Genomic DNA, 14,297 nt, shown 5'->3' on the forward strand with positions numbered 1-14,297 from the left:
CCCGCCTCTGATTGGGGCGGGCTAAACACTCATTTCTTGACGCCTAATTGCCGTTCGGTTCCTTCACGGAATCTCTGAATAACAGAAGCAAAGCGGTGGCCCGAAAGTCTCCGAGATCCGTTTGGACGGTCACGTTGCAGGCAACGCTAACTTCATCTGATGTAGCAAAAACCATTGAGGCGTTATTTTCATGGGAAAACAGCCCGAGAGCCTGAAACCTTGCCATCGTAAATGAAAGCGATCTTTCAGCGATGTCGAAGCTTGCACTGCTGAGCTCCACCTCATCGCTCCGCAATTCCAGAAGACCATCTTGAAAAAGATATCGAAGGATCGGCAAATCAACCGGCTCTAGTGCTGCGATCACGTTTGTTATGATTTGTGTTATCCCAATATCCAATATGTTTGGGTCCATCGCATTGACGACATACTCGGCCCAGAGTTCTTGAACATCCGGGTCATCTTCGAGTGCTACTGGCTTTACGATGCGGAAGAATTCTCGCTCTTCGAGCTTCAGATAAGACTCATCTATCCCGCGCTTCTTGAGCAATCGCAGTATCCTGTCTCGACCGTTAATGATGTTTCTGATCTCAAACTCAGCGGCTCGAACCGGGCCATCGCCTGACAGATAACGAATACGATTATCAAATATTTCTGCCAAATAGGAGTTAGCGTTTCCTATTTGCGAACCTGTTTGTGTTGCCAGCTTGAACCCCTCCTGAAGAGCCTTCGCTATTTCCTTCGCTGACTCGGCTTCTTCGCTCATTGATGACTCCCCCAATCCGGTAAATTCAGTTGCTTGCTGAAAATACCACTTTTTGTCGTCTAGCCGCATTTAATTCACTGCCCCAGGCCAATCGGCTGACCGACTGGCATCCCAATAGCGAACTGATATACCTCGGTGAAGCAGCGTGATCGCCATGGAATAGCATTTTCAGAGGTGGGTAGCTCTGCTGCCAGTAGATGTTGCGCGCGGCGCCATCCGATTTCGCGCGCTACACGAGTCTCCTGTTCTAGAACCTGATGGTGGGTATTGTTGTGTAAGAGCCACGAGCTACCCGAATAAAAAGCTCTGTATTACGATCCGGATTACCGCGGGCGTGCTTTGATAGGAACGTGTGATAGGTTCGCGGTGCCCAACCGGGGCAGGCAATTTTTACCGTTGCCGCAGAAAAGGGCTGACTCAATTTTCCGCACCGGACGGCGTTATAGATCTGCGTACCGAACGTCTTCATTGTCGCTCCCTTTCAATCTCATTTTTGAAGCTTACGAGATCGAATGCGAAAAATCGATTGCTGCAAAACCAGCTGTCAAAATTGCAAAACCGCGCGTCACGCTACACGCGTCACGCTACACACGCTACAGTCGCAAAGTCGGCGTTTCCGTGTCGGACGACAACAACAATCAAAACTCAAGGGTGGTGGGCCTGGAGGGACTCGAACCCCCAACCAAGCGGTTATGAGCCGCCGGCTCTAACCATTGAGCTACAGGCCCGTCCGGATGCCCTGTCGGACAGGTGTTATGCCGGAGCCGCGCTGGCAATGGCTCCTTGCGCGGTCACTCCGACTACCCCAAAATCTTGTGCGCGGCAAGTCTTGCCGCATTGGCTTCACAATTGCCGCACATTAGTGCTTCAGGCATTCTCAAGGAGGGACTTCTCATGGCCAATCTTCCGGTTCGCATCGCAGCCGCCGGGCTTTTCTTCGCGCTTCCGCTCGCAGGCGGCGCAGCGCTTGCCCAGTCGGCGGACAACCCGGCGACCATTTCCATTTCGGCAGACGGCGATGCAACGCTGGTGCCGGACATGGCAACCGTCTCGCTTGCCGTTGTCAGCCAGGCTGACGACACCGCCACCGCCATGACCGACAATTCGACCGCCATGCAGAAGGTGATCGCTGCACTGAAGGAGGACGGAATTGCCGAAAAAGATATCCAGACCGCCAATTTCTCCGTCAGCCCGCGCTATCAGCAGGTCAAGGCCTCCGACGGCTCGACAGAGAGCCAGATCGTCGGTTATGAGGTGCGAAACGCGCTCAGCGTGAAGGTGCGCGACCTTGCAAAGCTTGGCGCCGTTCTGGACCGCGCAGTCGAACTCGGGGTCAATGCCGGCGGCGGCATCGCGCTTTCAAACAGCGATCCGTCGGCTGCTGAAGACGAAGCCCGGCGCGAGGCTGTGGCCAACGCTCTTGCCAAGGCCAAAACACTTGCCGAAGCTGCCGGTGTTTCTGTCGGTGACGTGCTGTCAATCTCAGAGCAGAGTTCGATGCCTCAGCCGATGATGTTTGCTCGCTCCGACATGATGATGGCAAAGGCCGAAGGGGCGCCGCCGATTGCTGCCGGCGAAAACACATACTCGATCACCGTCAACATGACGCTGGCAATCGAGCAGGAATAATCCGAAGACTACAGGCCATGCCGGTTTCCCGTTCGGGAGGCCGGCATTTTCTTTGCTACGCAGAAAGATGCAGCACAATCTCGCGGCGGTGCGGGCGGTCGCGGTGTTCAAACAGATAAAGCCCCTGCCAGGTGCCGAGAACGGGCCTGCCATCTGCCACCGGCACGGACAGCGAAACCTGCGTCAGCGCCGTTTTGATATGCGCCGGCATGTCGTCTGGTCCTTCCAGACGGTGCACCAGATAGCTCATGGCGGGGTCATCGGCGCGCGGGGCAAGCCGCGAAAAATAGGCCGAAAGGTCGCGCTTGACGTCCGGGTCGGCATTTTCCTGGATCAACAGCGAACAAGAGGTGTGCCGCACGAACACGGTCAACAGCCCCTCGCTGTCGCTATTGCCGCGCACAAAACGGCAGGCTTCGTCGGTAAATTCGTAAAGGCCTTGCCCATGGGTCTGAACGCTCAGGCGGGTCTGCGGCATGATGTCCTTCCTTCGCCGCACCGGCCCTTTGACAAAAGACCGGTGCGAGGTGCGCTAAAGCGCCTTTTCAAGCTCCGGCAGGATTTCGAACAGATCGCCGACAAGACCGTAATCGGCCACCTGGAAGATCGGGGCCTCCTCGTCCTTGTTGATGGCGACGATGACCTTCGAATCCTTCATGCCGGCCAGATGCTGGATGGCACCGGAAATGCCGCAGGCGATGTAGAGATCCGGCGCGACCACCTTGCCGGTCTGGCCCACCTGCCAGTCATTCGGCGCGTAACCGGCATCGACAGCGGCGCGCGAGGCACCGACGGCGGCGCCCAGCTTGTCGGCCACCGGCAGGATCACCGCCCGGAATTTCTCCGAAGACCCCAATGCGCGACCACCCGAAATGATGATCTTTGCCGAGGTCAGCTCCGGGCGCTCAGATTTCGCGATCTCGTTCTTCACGAACGTTGAAAGGCCGGGGTCAGCGGCGGCGCCCACCGTTTCGACAGTTGCCGCACCGCTCATGCCGGCGGCCTCAAAACCGGCGGTTCGCACGGAAATAACCTTCCTGGCGTCGTGGGATTTGACCGTTTCAATCGCATTTCCGGCATAGGTCGGGCGTTTGAAGGTATCGGGCGCGATGACGTCGGTAATCTCTGAGATCTGCATCACGTCCAGAAGTGCTGCCACACGCGGCAGCACGTTCTTGCCGGTGGAGGTCGCCGCAGCCATGATCACGTCATAGCTTTCGGCAAGACCGAGAATGGTGGCGGAAAGCGGCTCGGCCAGGCTTTCGGCAAGGGTGTCGCTTTCTGCAAGCAGCACCCTGGAAACGCCATCGATCTTTGCGGCGTCGTCAGACGCCGCCGCGCAGCCCTTGCCGGCGACCAGCACATGAATGTCTCCGCCAATCTGGGCGGCAGCGGTTGCAGCTTTGGCGGTCTGGTCGGAAACGGCCGCGCCGTCATGTTCTGCAATGAGAAGAATGGTCATGGTCTCGATATCCCCTTACAGCACGCCAGCTTCGTTTTTCAGCTTGTCGACCAATTCGGCGGCACTGGCCACCTTGATGCCTGCCTTGCGGGCGTCCGGCTCCTCGGTCTTAAGCACTTCCAGACGACGGGCGATATCGACGCCAAAGTCCTCGGGCGTCTTCTTGTCGACCGGCTTTTTCTTGGCCTTCATGATGTTCGGCAGCGAAGCATAGCGCGGCTCGTTGAGGCGCAGATCCGTGGTGATGATCGCGGGAAGCTTGACGGTGATGGTCTGTAGTCCGCCATCGATCTCGCGGGTGACGGTGACTTCACTTTCGCCGACTTCAAGCTTGGACGCATAGGTGGCCTGGCTCCAGCCAAGCAGCGCCGACAGCATCTGGCCGGTCTGGTTGCTGTCATCGTCGATCGCCTGCTTGCCGAGGATGATCAGGCCGGGCTGTTCCGCTTCGGCCACCTTTTTCAGCAGCTTTGCAACGGCAAGCGGCTCGACGGTCCCGTCGGTGGCGATCAGGATGCCTCGGTCAGCGCCCATGGCGAGCGCTGTACGGATGGTTTCTTCCGCCTTGGCCGGGCCGATGGAAACGGCAACCACTTCGGTGGCGATACCTGCTTCCTTCAGCCTGAGGGCTTCTTCAACCGCGATCTCGTCGAACGGGTTCATCGACATTTTCACATTGGCGAGTTCAACGCCGGTGCCATCCGGTTTGACGCGAATCTTGACGTTGTAGTCGACAACCCGCTTTACCGGGACCAGAACCTTCATCTTCTACCTCCTGGATCAGGGCCAGACGGCCTCAATCGAGACATTTGGAGCCGGAACGGGCATCCCGGCCTAGGGTGAGATTGCGGCCTTTCGACCGCGCTCGCTTGCCAATGGGCGACATGAATAATTTCATTTGCCTGTTTTGACAAAGAATCATTGCCCGAAACCACGTATTTTTCGGGAAATCACCGGTTTTTTCCCGGCACCCACAAAATGTCGGCGCGGCCACAGTCATTGGCATGGCGGGCGGCTACGAAAAGGTAATCGGAAAGGCGATTGATATAGCAAAGCGCGGGTTTTCCGACCTGTTCTTCGGCGCCAAGCGCCACCATGGCGCGCTCTGCCCGCCGACAGACGGTGCGGGCCATGTGAAGGCCGCTGGCAAGCCGGCTGCCGCCGGGAAGAATGAAGGAGGTGAGCGGCGAAAGCGCCGCATTCAGCCGGTCGATCTCGCCCTCCAACCACGCGACCTGCGCGCTCACAATTCGCAGCGGTTCATAGGAGAGCGCCTCATCGGTCTCCGGTGTGGCCAGATCGGCACCGAGGTCGAACAGGTCATTCTGAATGCGCTTCAGAGCATCGGCCATCGCGCTTTCGCTATCCACCTCAAGCCGCACGAGGCCGAGGGTGGCGTTGGTTTCATCGACATCGCCGATGGCATTGAGCCTGAGATCGGACTTGTTGCGGCGCGGGCCTGTGGCAAGCCCGGTAGTGCCGCCATCACCGGTGCGGGTGTAGATCTTGTTGAGTTTGACCATGCTTAAATAAATCAGTGTCCGGACTGGAGGAGCCAGAGGGTGAACATGATGAGGACGATCGCGATCGCCTGAAAGGCAACGCGCCCCTGCATCATCTTGTTGGAGAATTCGCCGCTGCCGCCCTTCATCATGTTGATCAGGCCGCGCACCAGAAAGAACACGACCAGCATCATGAAAATGATTGTCACGAATATGAAAAAGCTGGACATGGTTCTCCTCCTTCATTCCCGCTTCGGCAGGGAAAGCGCATCAGACGACAAATTATGTGTTCGTGCAAGGGCCAGACAAAACGAGGTAGCTGCAATCGCCAGCAACCGCGGTCCCAATCCACAAGTGAACCATTGCCGGCGTCGACCGTAACATCGCCTGGGTGACGGAAAGCTCACCCGTGCTGCCGCTACTCTTCAACTCATGCGGCCCATCAGGCGATAAAACCAGTCGGCGGGCATCAGCCGTTTCAGGATCGCGCCCTGTTTTGCCGGTGTGGTCACCAGATAATGCGGCTTCGGCCGCTTGGCCGTCAGTGCTTTCAGCAACACGGCATGGACGGCGTCGGGTTCCAGCTTGTGGCGGTTGGGCGGGCCGGAACCGTCAAGCCGGGCAAGCTGTTTGCGGTAATCCTCAGCATGCACGGACCCTTCGATGTCGATACTGGCCTTGATATGTTTCAGCGCATTGGCGGTAAACTTCGAGGCTATCGGCCCCGGCTCGATCAGGCTGACGAAAATACCGCTGCCCTCAAGTTCCATGCGCAATGTCAGCGAAAGGGCTTCCAATGCGTATTTCGAGGCCGAATAAGGTCCGCGAAAACGATAGGGTAAAAGCCCCAGGATCGAGGAACACTGGACGATACGGCCGTGCCCCTGCGCACGCATGACCGGTACGATCTGCCGGGTCAATTCGTGCCAGCCAAAGACATTGGCCTCGAACTGGGCCCGCAACACATCGGTTGACACATCTTCCACCGCGCCGGTCTGGCCATAGGCGCCGTTGTTGAACAGCGCATCAAGTGTGCCGCCGGTGCGCTGAAGCACGGTTTCGACCAGGGCGGTAATCGAGGCCTCGTCGGTGTAATCCAGATAAAGCGCCTCAAGGCCATCGGCGGCAAGTGCTGCGAGATCCTGTTCACGGCGCGCTGTGGCAAACACCCGCCAGCCCTCATCCTTCAGTGCGCGAGCGCAGAAAGCGCCGATGCCGCTTGAACAGCCGGTGACGATTATCGTGGATTTCTCGGCCAATTGCTTCTCCCCCGTACATCAAAACGATCTCAGTCCTATATAAGGGTGCCGGGTGCGCTACAAATACTCTGACACAACAACCGCCATTGGGAGACATGATGAAGACGCCGATCCGGATGACGTTCAAGGTCGCCTACGACGCGCTCTATCACTTCAGCGAGGATGACGGCTGGGCCATGGCCAGCCATGTCGCGCTTTCGACCCTGCTGGCGCTGTTTCCCTTCCTGATCTTCGGCACCACGCTTGCCGGTTTTCTTGGTGCCGACGAATTCGCCAATGTCGCCATCAACTTCATCGTCGGAGCCTGGCCGGAAGCGATTGCCGAGCCGGTTGCGAACCAGATCCGCGAGGTTCTGACGGTACCGCGTGGCGGGCTTTTGACCGTTTCGGTGCTGGCGGCGGCCTATTTCGCCTCCAACGGAGTTGAGGCCGTCCGGCTGTCACTCAACCGTGCCTACCGGGTTGAGGAAACGCGGACATGGTGGTGGCTCAGAATCCGCAGTCTGGGGTTTGTGCTTCTGGCATCGATCATCTTTGCCTTTCTCAGCATCATGTTCGTGGTGGTGCCGGTCGCACTACACTTCGCCGAGCGCTGGTTTCCCTGGCTGGAAGAAGCCCTCGAAGTGCTGTCCAACGCCCGCCTGTTCGGCACATTCCTGTTTTTGATGTTCGGGCTCGTTATTGCCCATCTGTTTCTGGCGGCCGGTCGCCGCCGGCTTGTCGATGTGCTACCGGGCGTCATTCTGACGCTGGTGGTCTGGTCGCTGTTTGCATCGGGCTTCGCCTATTATCTCGGCACTTTCGCGCAGTACAGCGCCACCTATGCCGGTCTTGCGACGCCGATGATCCTGCTGGTGTTTCTCTATTCGATCGGCGTGATCCTGCTTTTGGGGGCGGAGGTGAATGCCGCTCTTTTGAAATACAAGGTCATCAAACACGCCCCGTGGAGCCGCCACCATGCCCGCGCGGCAAAGCATTCAGAAACCGCAAAGGACCCGAATATCGGCGGGTGACACGCCGCTAGCGCGCAGTTCGGCAAGTGCCGTGTCCCGGTTCGATTTGGAAAGCTTGCGCCCGTCATCGCCCAGCATCAACCTGTGGTGGTGATAGACGGGCGCGGGCAAGCCAAGAAGCTCCTGTAGTAGCCGCTGGACAGAGGTTGCGTGGTAAAGATCGATGCCGCGCACGACATGGGTCACTCCCTGTGCGGCATCGTCAGTGACAACCGACAGATGATAGCTTGAAGGCGCATCCGAGCGCGACAGCACGATGTCGCCCCAAACGTTCGGTTCGGCTTCTATGCCGACAACACCGTCGCCGGTTTGTTCCCGCCAGAAAAGCGGCCTGCCAACAGCCTTGATCGCCGCCTCCATGTCGAGCCGCCAGGCATGCCGCATGCCCGAACCCAGCAACTCCTGTCGCCGCAGTAAATCCAGCCGCCGATCGCGATCGGGATAGAGCGGCGCGCCATCCGGATCGCGGGGCCATGCCCTCCCCTGCCCTTCGCTTTCGCCGACATGCCTTTTCACTTCGCTGCGGGTCATGAAGGCCGGATAAGCGAGCGCGCGGTCGATCAGGCTTTGCAGCATGGACTGGTAGTCGGCGAAATGCTCCGACTGGCGAAAAACAGTCCCGTCAAAGCTGACGCCGAGCCATGTAAGGTCTTCAACAACACCTGCCTCCAGCTCCGGTGTACAGCGGGCGCGGTCGATATCCTCGACCCTGAGCAGCAGCCTGCCATCAACCGCTTGTGCCCGCTGCTGGTTTTCAAGCGCCGAAAGCGCATGGCCCAGATGAAGCCGGCCGTTCGGGCTCGGGGCAAAGCGGAAAACGGGTCGAGCAATGTTCAAATTCATGCGATGACAATCCGTGTCCAGAATTCACGAAAGGGGTAAGGCCGATGAAGCGCCTGCGCAATGCCGCCGATCTTGATAGTGCCGTGCAAGGGTTATGCGAAAGCACGCCCGCGATGGCAAGGATCGTGGCCAAATGTGGCGCAATCCCGCTCAGGCTGCGGCCGGGCGGTTTCGAAGGCCTTTCCGAGGTCGTGGTCGGCCAGCTGATTTCCAAACAGGCAGCTGCGGCGATCTTTGCCCGGCTGACAACAGCCTGTGACCCACTGACAGCAGATACCTATCTTGCGCTCTCGCCTGAAGCGCGCGGCGGCCTCGGGCTCACCCGCGCCAAGCAGGCAAGCCTTGAGGCGGTTGCCTTTGCGATCGCCCGCGGCGATCTCGATCTCAACCGTGTTGCCGAACTGCCGAGCGAGGAAGCAATCGCCGCGCTTGTCGCATATCGCGGCATCGGGCCATGGACGGCTGAAGTCTATCTGATGTTTTCGGCAGGCCACATCGACATCTTCCCGGCTGGCGATCTGGCGCTGCGCGCGGCGGCTGCACACGCTTTCGGCCTTCAGGAACGACCGGACCAGAAGTCACTGCGCACACGCGCTGGCGACTGGCGCCCATATCGGGCGGTCGCGGCACGCATTCTCTGGGCGTATTACGCCAAAGCCATGAAAAAGAAGTTCTACCTGTTAGCTGAAGAATTGTGGCGGCTTTGCACACTGCATTTATGGCCTCGATTTAACAGGCTTCACAATGCTGTAACAACAAGCCTAATATACAGAGAAAGGATGCCGAATCGATCAGGAGAGCAACTTGACGATTGCAGTCTCGCCGCAGGCCTTGCCGGCACTCGTGCTGAATGCTGATTACAGGCCACTGAGCTATTACCCCTTGTCGCTATGGTCCTGGCAGGACACGGTCAAGGCCGTCTTCCTTGATCGTGTGAACATCATCGCCGAGTATGATCAGGCTGTGTCCTCGCCCAGCTTTTCCATGCGGCTGCCAAGCGTTGTCTGTCTGAAAACCTATATCAAGCCTTCACGTAACCCGGCCTTTACCCGTTTCAACGTATTTCTTCGGGACCGGTTTCAGTGCCAGTATTGCGGCACCCATGAAGAACTGACCTTCGACCATGTGATCCCGCGCTGCCGCGGCGGCCAGACCACCTGGGAGAACGTGGTTGCCGCCTGCTCGCCCTGCAATCTAAAAAAGGTTCGCGCCTTCCCAAACAGGCCAGCATGATCCCCGCCCACAAGCCCTTTCAGCCGACTGTGCAGGACCTCCACAACAACGGCCGCGCCTTCCCGCCGAACTATCTGCACGAAAGCTGGCTCGACTATCTCTACTGGGACAGCGAGCTGGAGCCGTGAGCCACAGCCACCCCTGTTTGTGTAAATGCACCCATAAAAGTCACCAAATGGCGGGTTTTGGTTCCGATATGAAGCATCGGATTCACCGACCGGGTGGCATGCGTTGAGTATTGCGACTGGAGGGAAGGTTGCTTGGGATCTATTTTCCCTCCGTTTTTTGGAGAACACGAGGATGATTCCAGTGCGCCAGCTACTCCGCCGGAATGCGATCCTCGCTGCGCGGCAGCTGAGTGTTGGAACTCCACAACGTGAGGCCCCCAAGGCTTGTTCGTCTGCAGCCTATTTCCTGAACAGATAGATCCGAATACCGTCGCCGAAGACGCCCTTGACCTTGCTCCAAGACGATATGATTTTCCGTGACTTCAACCATGTTACGAAATCGACGTTTACCTGTGTGTTTGCAAGTCTCGGCGCCCCCCAACCCGGTTTGATCTCAGGAAGCGGTGAGGGCATTGACTGCAGGATGTCCTGCACTTGCTCGACGTCGAACATCATGTGGAACCGGTTCAGCAGCGAGATTTGAGTTGCGGCGGGGCGGGAGCCCAATATCACAGCACGTACGGCATCGGCGTCAAGGTTGTCGATCTTGGTTCCCGTGCGAACCAGTATTTCGCCGACGAGCACAGCTCGGGCGCGTAAGCCCGTGAAGATGCCAAGGTCCATCGTTGCCAGAATTCTGAGCCGGTTCCCGTCGCCGATGTCGGCTTCCAGCAGCTTCTGCATGAAATCATCGTCCAGGTCGCATTCGTCCTGCACCTCTAGAAATTCGTCTATGTTGTTCTTAACGAAGGCTACACCCAGAGCGGGGCTGTCTGCTAGTCGGGACAAATTCTCGGCGGAGAAGACCACCAGCTCTCGGTTATGAGAACGGCGGTGCAAAAGTCGGCCACGAAAGCGGCGGAATAATCTCGTCCGCGGGCGGAGTAAAATCCGGCCACCTATCTTCCTTCTGCAATGAGCGCAGGAGGGACAGAGGATTTACACCGTGGATCTTTATCTGAAGGTTCGTCTGGCCGTCTCGGAAGGGATGAGCCGGCGTCAGGCAGCCAAACACTTCAACATATCCCGCGACAGCGTAGCGAAGATGCTGTCGTATTCGACGCCACCTGGCTATCAGCGACAATCACCAGTCCGGCGGCCGAAGCTGGACGCGTTCGTTTCGACGATCGACCACTGGTTGGATGAAGACAGACACGTGCCGCGCAAACAGCGCCATACGGCCAAGCGTGTTTTCGACCGGCTTTGTGATGAGTGCGGGTTCACCGGCGGCTATACGATTATCAAGGACTATATCCGGGAGCGGGAACAGCGCCGTCAGGAAGTGTTCGTGCCGCTTTCTCATCCGCCCGGCCATGCGCAGGCGGATTTCGGTGAGGCGACGGTGGTGATCGGCGGTGTCGAGCAGAAAGCCCGGTTCTTTGTGCTCGACCTTCCGCATAGCGACGGCTGCTACGTGCGGGCTTATCCGGCGGCGGTGGCCGAGGCCTGGATTGATGGCCACGTCCATGCGTTCGCCTTCTTCGGGGCCGTGCCGCAATCGATCGTCTATGACAATGATCGCTGCCTTGTGGCGAGGATCCTGCCTGACGGCACGCGTAAGCGGGCAACACTGTTCAGCGGGTTCCTGTCCCACTACCTGATCCGGGATCGCTATGGCCGGCCCGGAAAGGGCAATGACAAGGGTAACGTCGAGGGCCTTGTCGGTTATGCCCGGCGTAACTTCATGGTCCCCATCCCGCAGTTTGCGACCTGGGATGCGTTCAATGCCTTTCTGGAAGAACAGTGCCGGAAGCGCCAATGTGACAGGCTGCGCGGTGAGAGCGAGACGATCGGTGAACGGCTGCAGCGCGATCTGGCGGCTATGCGCCCCTTGCCGGCGTCGCCCTTCGATGCCTGCGATCAGGCCAGCGCCAGGGTGACGGCCCAGTCTCTCGTTCGCTACAAAACCCGCGCATCGGCCAGGAGATCGGGAACGATTTCCGTTCGGAACGATGCGCATATTCAAAGTGCCGGATCGTCGCGTGCGCAAAGAGCGCACGGCGATCCGGTGACTATTCCGTGCCTGTCGCCTACGGTCATCAGGACGTTTGGGTTCGAGGCTATGTCGACAAGGTGGTGATTGGTTGCCGCGGCGAGATCATCGCCCGCCATCCCAGGAGCTGGGATCGGGAAGATGTCATCTTCGACCCTGTTCATTACCTGCCGCTGATCGAACAGAAGATCAATGCGCTGGATCAGGCGGCCCCTCTGCAGGGCTGGGCTCTGCCGGAGGAGTTTGCGACACTGTGCCGGCTGATGGAAGGCCGCATGGCAAAGCATGGCCGGCGAGAATACGTGCAGGTTCTTCGTCTGCTGGAAAGCTTCGATATGGCTGACCTGCATGCGGCGATCAAGCAAGCCCTGCAACTCGGCGCGATTGGCTTCGACGCCGTCAAACATCTGATTCTTTGCCGGGTGGAGCGCCGGCCGCCGCGACTGGATCTGTCGATCTATCCCTACCTGCCGAGAGCAACCGTCGAGACGACATCGGCGAAGGCGTACATGGGCCTCTTGTCATCGGGGAAGGGAGAAGCGGCATGAGCACCGAAGCACCCGAGATTCTGCTTGCCCACGACCTCAAGACCCTGAAGCTGCCGACCTTCCAGCGGGAGTATCAGAAACTGGCCCGGCTTTGCGCCACCGAGGGCGTCGACCACATCGGGTACCTCAGCCGGCTTGCCGAGCGGGAAATGGTCGAACGGGATCGTCGTAAGGTCGAGCGGCGTATCAAGGCAGCCAAATTCCCGGTCGTCAAAAGCCTCGACAGTTTCGACTTTGCCGCCATCCCGAAGCTCAACAAGATGCAGGTGCTGGAGCTGGCCCGCTGCGAATGGATCGAGCGTCGCGAGAACGTCATCGCTCTCGGCCCCAGCGGAACCGGGAAGACGCACATAGCGCTCGCCCTCGGCCTTTCAGCCTGCCAGAAGGGCCTGTCCGTTGGCTTCACCACAGCCGCAGCCATGGTCTCAGCGAGATGATGGAAGCCCGTGACGAGCGGCGCCTCTTGCGTTTCCAGAAGCAGATGGCAGGGTACAAGTTGCTGATCATCGACGAACTCGGCTTCGTGCCGCTCTCCAAGACTGGCGCGGAACTGCTGTTCGAGTTGATCTCGCAACGTTATGAGCGGGGCGCCACCCTGATCACCAGCAATTTGCCCTTTGATGAATGGACCGAAATCATGGGATCCGAGCGCCTGACCGGCGCTCTGCTCGACCGCGTCACGCACCATGTCAACATTCTCGAAATGAATGGCGACAGCTATCGTCTCGCCCAAAGCCGTGCCCGAAAGGCCAGCTGAAACCCTTCAGAAAATCGCTACGCAGGTATGAGGCCCCCGCTCGGGCTACGCCCTCCCGCGGGCCTCATACCTGCGCCCGAGGTGGCCGACTTTTGCTCCGCCCCGTGGCCGGTTTTTACACCGCCGTTGACACCCCTCGCAATCGTTCAAATGACGCCCAAGCAGAAGCAGCGATGGAGGCTGGTAACTGCTCGAAACAATAAGAGCCCGATTTAAAAGTTGTTGAGTGATATCAGAAGGATGTGATTCAACCACCTCTGCCAAGAACGTGGAGGATCGCATGCCCTGGACTGATATCACCCGCCTGCAGCATAACCGGGATCGCCTTCGCTATCCAACCGATTTGACGGACCGTGAGTGGGCTGTAATTGCTCCACTGATACCGCTGGCCAAGCCCGGCGGGCGGCCACGGAAAACGAATATGAGGGAAGTGGTGAACGCGATCCTTTATATTGCGGGCAGCGGCAGTCAATGGCGGGCTCTGCCGAAGGACTTCCCTCCGGTCTCCACGGTGCGAGGCTATTTCTATGGCTGGCGCGACATCGGCCTTTGGCAGACCATCAATCATCTGCTCGTCTGCGCTACGCGCGAACTGGAGGGGCGCGAGGCCTCGCCCACAGCCGGTGTCATCGACAGCCAGAGTGTCAAGACCACCGAAAGCGGCGGGGTTTCGGGCTACGACGCCGGCAAGAAGATCAAGGGCCGCAAGCGCCACATCATCACCGATACGATCGGGCTGATGCTGTTCGTGCTTGTCCATGCTGCCGATATCCAGGACCGCGACGGTGCGCCCGATGTCCTGAAAGCCATCCGCTACCGTTTCCCCTGGTTGCGCCATGTCTTCGCAGATGGCGGCTATGCCGGGCAGAAGTTGCGAAAAGCGCTGCGCGGATGCGGCCAATGGAACCTTGAAATCATCAAGCGCTCCGACATAGCGAAAGGCTTTGAGGTTCTGCCCCGCCGATGGGTGGTGGAGCGCACCTTCGGCTGGTTCGGACGATGCCGTCGGTTGGCCAAAGATTGGGAAAAGTCCATCGCAAGCGCCACAGCATGGGTCAACATCGCCAGCATCAGGGTGATGACCAGACGCCTCGCACGATATTGTTTCCCATCATGAACTTTTGAATC

The 14,297-nt window shown here is 58.7% G+C and carries 13 protein-coding genes, 1 tRNA gene and 3 pseudogenes; 7 read left to right on the forward strand and 10 right to left on the reverse strand.

Annotation, left to right across the window (positions count from 1 at the left end; translation table 11 throughout):
- Positions 1-43: 43 nt before the first annotated feature.
- A complete protein-coding gene (locus tag AC0L7L_RS13120) occupies positions 44-763 on the reverse strand; it encodes a hypothetical protein (protein ID WP_272212419.1) in 720 nt (239 codons plus the stop codon).
- Positions 764-1,415: 652 nt separating this feature from the next.
- Positions 1,416-1,491, reverse strand: a tRNA-Ile gene (locus tag AC0L7L_RS13125).
- A gap of 166 nt (positions 1,492-1,657) precedes the next feature.
- On the opposite strand from AC0L7L_RS13125, the gene AC0L7L_RS13130 reads away from it, so the two are divergent.
- A complete protein-coding gene (locus AC0L7L_RS13130; RefSeq protein ID WP_272212420.1) occupies positions 1,658-2,392 on the forward strand; it encodes an SIMPL domain-containing protein in 735 nt (244 codons plus the stop codon).
- 55 nt (positions 2,393-2,447) lie between these two features.
- Here AC0L7L_RS13130 and AC0L7L_RS13135 read toward each other — a convergent pair whose 3' ends face one another.
- From AC0L7L_RS13135 to AC0L7L_RS13160, 6 genes are all read right to left on the reverse strand, one after another.
- Positions 2,448-2,870, reverse strand: coding sequence for a secondary thiamine-phosphate synthase enzyme YjbQ (locus AC0L7L_RS13135; protein WP_272212421.1), 423 nt, complete (start codon positions 2,868-2,870; stop codon positions 2,448-2,450).
- A gap of 54 nt (positions 2,871-2,924) precedes the next feature.
- Positions 2,925-3,854, reverse strand: coding sequence for an electron transfer flavoprotein subunit alpha/FixB family protein (locus AC0L7L_RS13140; RefSeq protein ID WP_272212422.1), 930 nt, complete (start codon positions 3,852-3,854; stop codon positions 2,925-2,927).
- A gap of 15 nt (positions 3,855-3,869) precedes the next feature.
- Positions 3,870-4,619, reverse strand: a complete 750-nt coding sequence (locus AC0L7L_RS13145; RefSeq protein WP_272212423.1) for an electron transfer flavoprotein subunit beta/FixA family protein — start codon at positions 4,617-4,619, stop codon at positions 3,870-3,872.
- 185 nt (positions 4,620-4,804) lie between these two features.
- Complete coding sequence (locus AC0L7L_RS13150) at positions 4,805-5,377, reverse strand: cob(I)yrinic acid a,c-diamide adenosyltransferase (RefSeq protein ID WP_473509455.1); 573 nt, start codon at positions 5,375-5,377, stop codon at positions 4,805-4,807.
- Between the two features lie 11 nt (positions 5,378-5,388).
- Positions 5,389-5,586, reverse strand: a complete 198-nt coding sequence (locus AC0L7L_RS13155; RefSeq protein ID WP_473509457.1) for a twin transmembrane helix small protein — start codon at positions 5,584-5,586, stop codon at positions 5,389-5,391.
- 195 nt (positions 5,587-5,781) lie between these two features.
- Entirely contained in the window at positions 5,782-6,615 is an 834-nt protein-coding gene (locus tag AC0L7L_RS13160; RefSeq protein WP_272212426.1) for an SDR family oxidoreductase, read from the reverse strand.
- A 98-nt stretch (positions 6,616-6,713) separates the two neighbouring features.
- Here AC0L7L_RS13160 and AC0L7L_RS13165 point away from each other — a divergent pair, with 98 nt between their 5' ends.
- Positions 6,714-7,628, forward strand: coding sequence for a YihY/virulence factor BrkB family protein (locus tag AC0L7L_RS13165; RefSeq protein WP_272212427.1), 915 nt, complete (start codon positions 6,714-6,716; stop codon positions 7,626-7,628).
- Here AC0L7L_RS13165 and gluQRS read toward each other — a convergent pair.
- Positions 7,593-8,471, reverse strand: a complete 879-nt coding sequence (gene gluQRS / locus AC0L7L_RS13170) for a tRNA glutamyl-Q(34) synthetase GluQRS (protein ID WP_473509460.1) — start codon at positions 8,469-8,471, stop codon at positions 7,593-7,595. The genes AC0L7L_RS13165 and gluQRS overlap by 36 nt on opposite strands.
- A 44-nt stretch (positions 8,472-8,515) precedes the next feature.
- Between gluQRS and AC0L7L_RS13175 the strand changes: the two genes are divergently transcribed.
- Both AC0L7L_RS13175 and AC0L7L_RS13180 read left to right on the forward strand, forming a co-directional pair.
- Positions 8,516-9,328, forward strand: a complete 813-nt coding sequence (locus AC0L7L_RS13175) for a DNA-3-methyladenine glycosylase family protein (protein ID WP_272212430.1) — start codon at positions 8,516-8,518, stop codon at positions 9,326-9,328.
- Positions 9,276-9,832, forward strand: a pseudogene (locus AC0L7L_RS13180) (HNH endonuclease). Before AC0L7L_RS13175 ends, AC0L7L_RS13180 begins: the two are co-directional and overlap by 53 nt.
- Positions 9,833-10,111: 279 nt before the next feature.
- On the opposite strand, the gene AC0L7L_RS13185 reads toward AC0L7L_RS13180, so the two are convergent.
- On the reverse strand, positions 10,112-10,681 hold the full coding sequence (locus AC0L7L_RS13185) for a hypothetical protein (protein ID WP_473509462.1): 570 nt from the start codon (positions 10,679-10,681) through the stop codon (positions 10,112-10,114).
- A gap of 136 nt (positions 10,682-10,817) precedes the next feature.
- Between AC0L7L_RS13185 and istA the strand changes: the two are divergent.
- The 3 genes and pseudogenes from istA (at position 10,818) to AC0L7L_RS13200 (ending at position 14,286) form a co-directional block, all read left to right on the forward strand.
- Positions 10,818-12,412, forward strand: a pseudogene (gene istA / locus AC0L7L_RS13190) (IS21 family transposase).
- Positions 12,409-13,169 (forward strand): annotated as a pseudogene (istB, locus tag AC0L7L_RS13195) (IS21-like element helper ATPase IstB). The pseudogenes istA and istB overlap by 4 nt, the downstream one beginning before the upstream one ends.
- A gap of 280 nt (positions 13,170-13,449) precedes the next feature.
- Positions 13,450-14,286 carry an IS5 family transposase gene (locus AC0L7L_RS13200; protein WP_272212434.1) on the forward strand — a complete coding sequence of 279 codons (837 nt, stop codon included), beginning with the start codon at positions 13,450-13,452 and terminating at the stop codon, positions 14,284-14,286.
- Positions 14,287-14,297 lie beyond the last annotated feature (11 nt).

Source organism: Martelella sp. K41-7, from assembly GCF_055808365.1.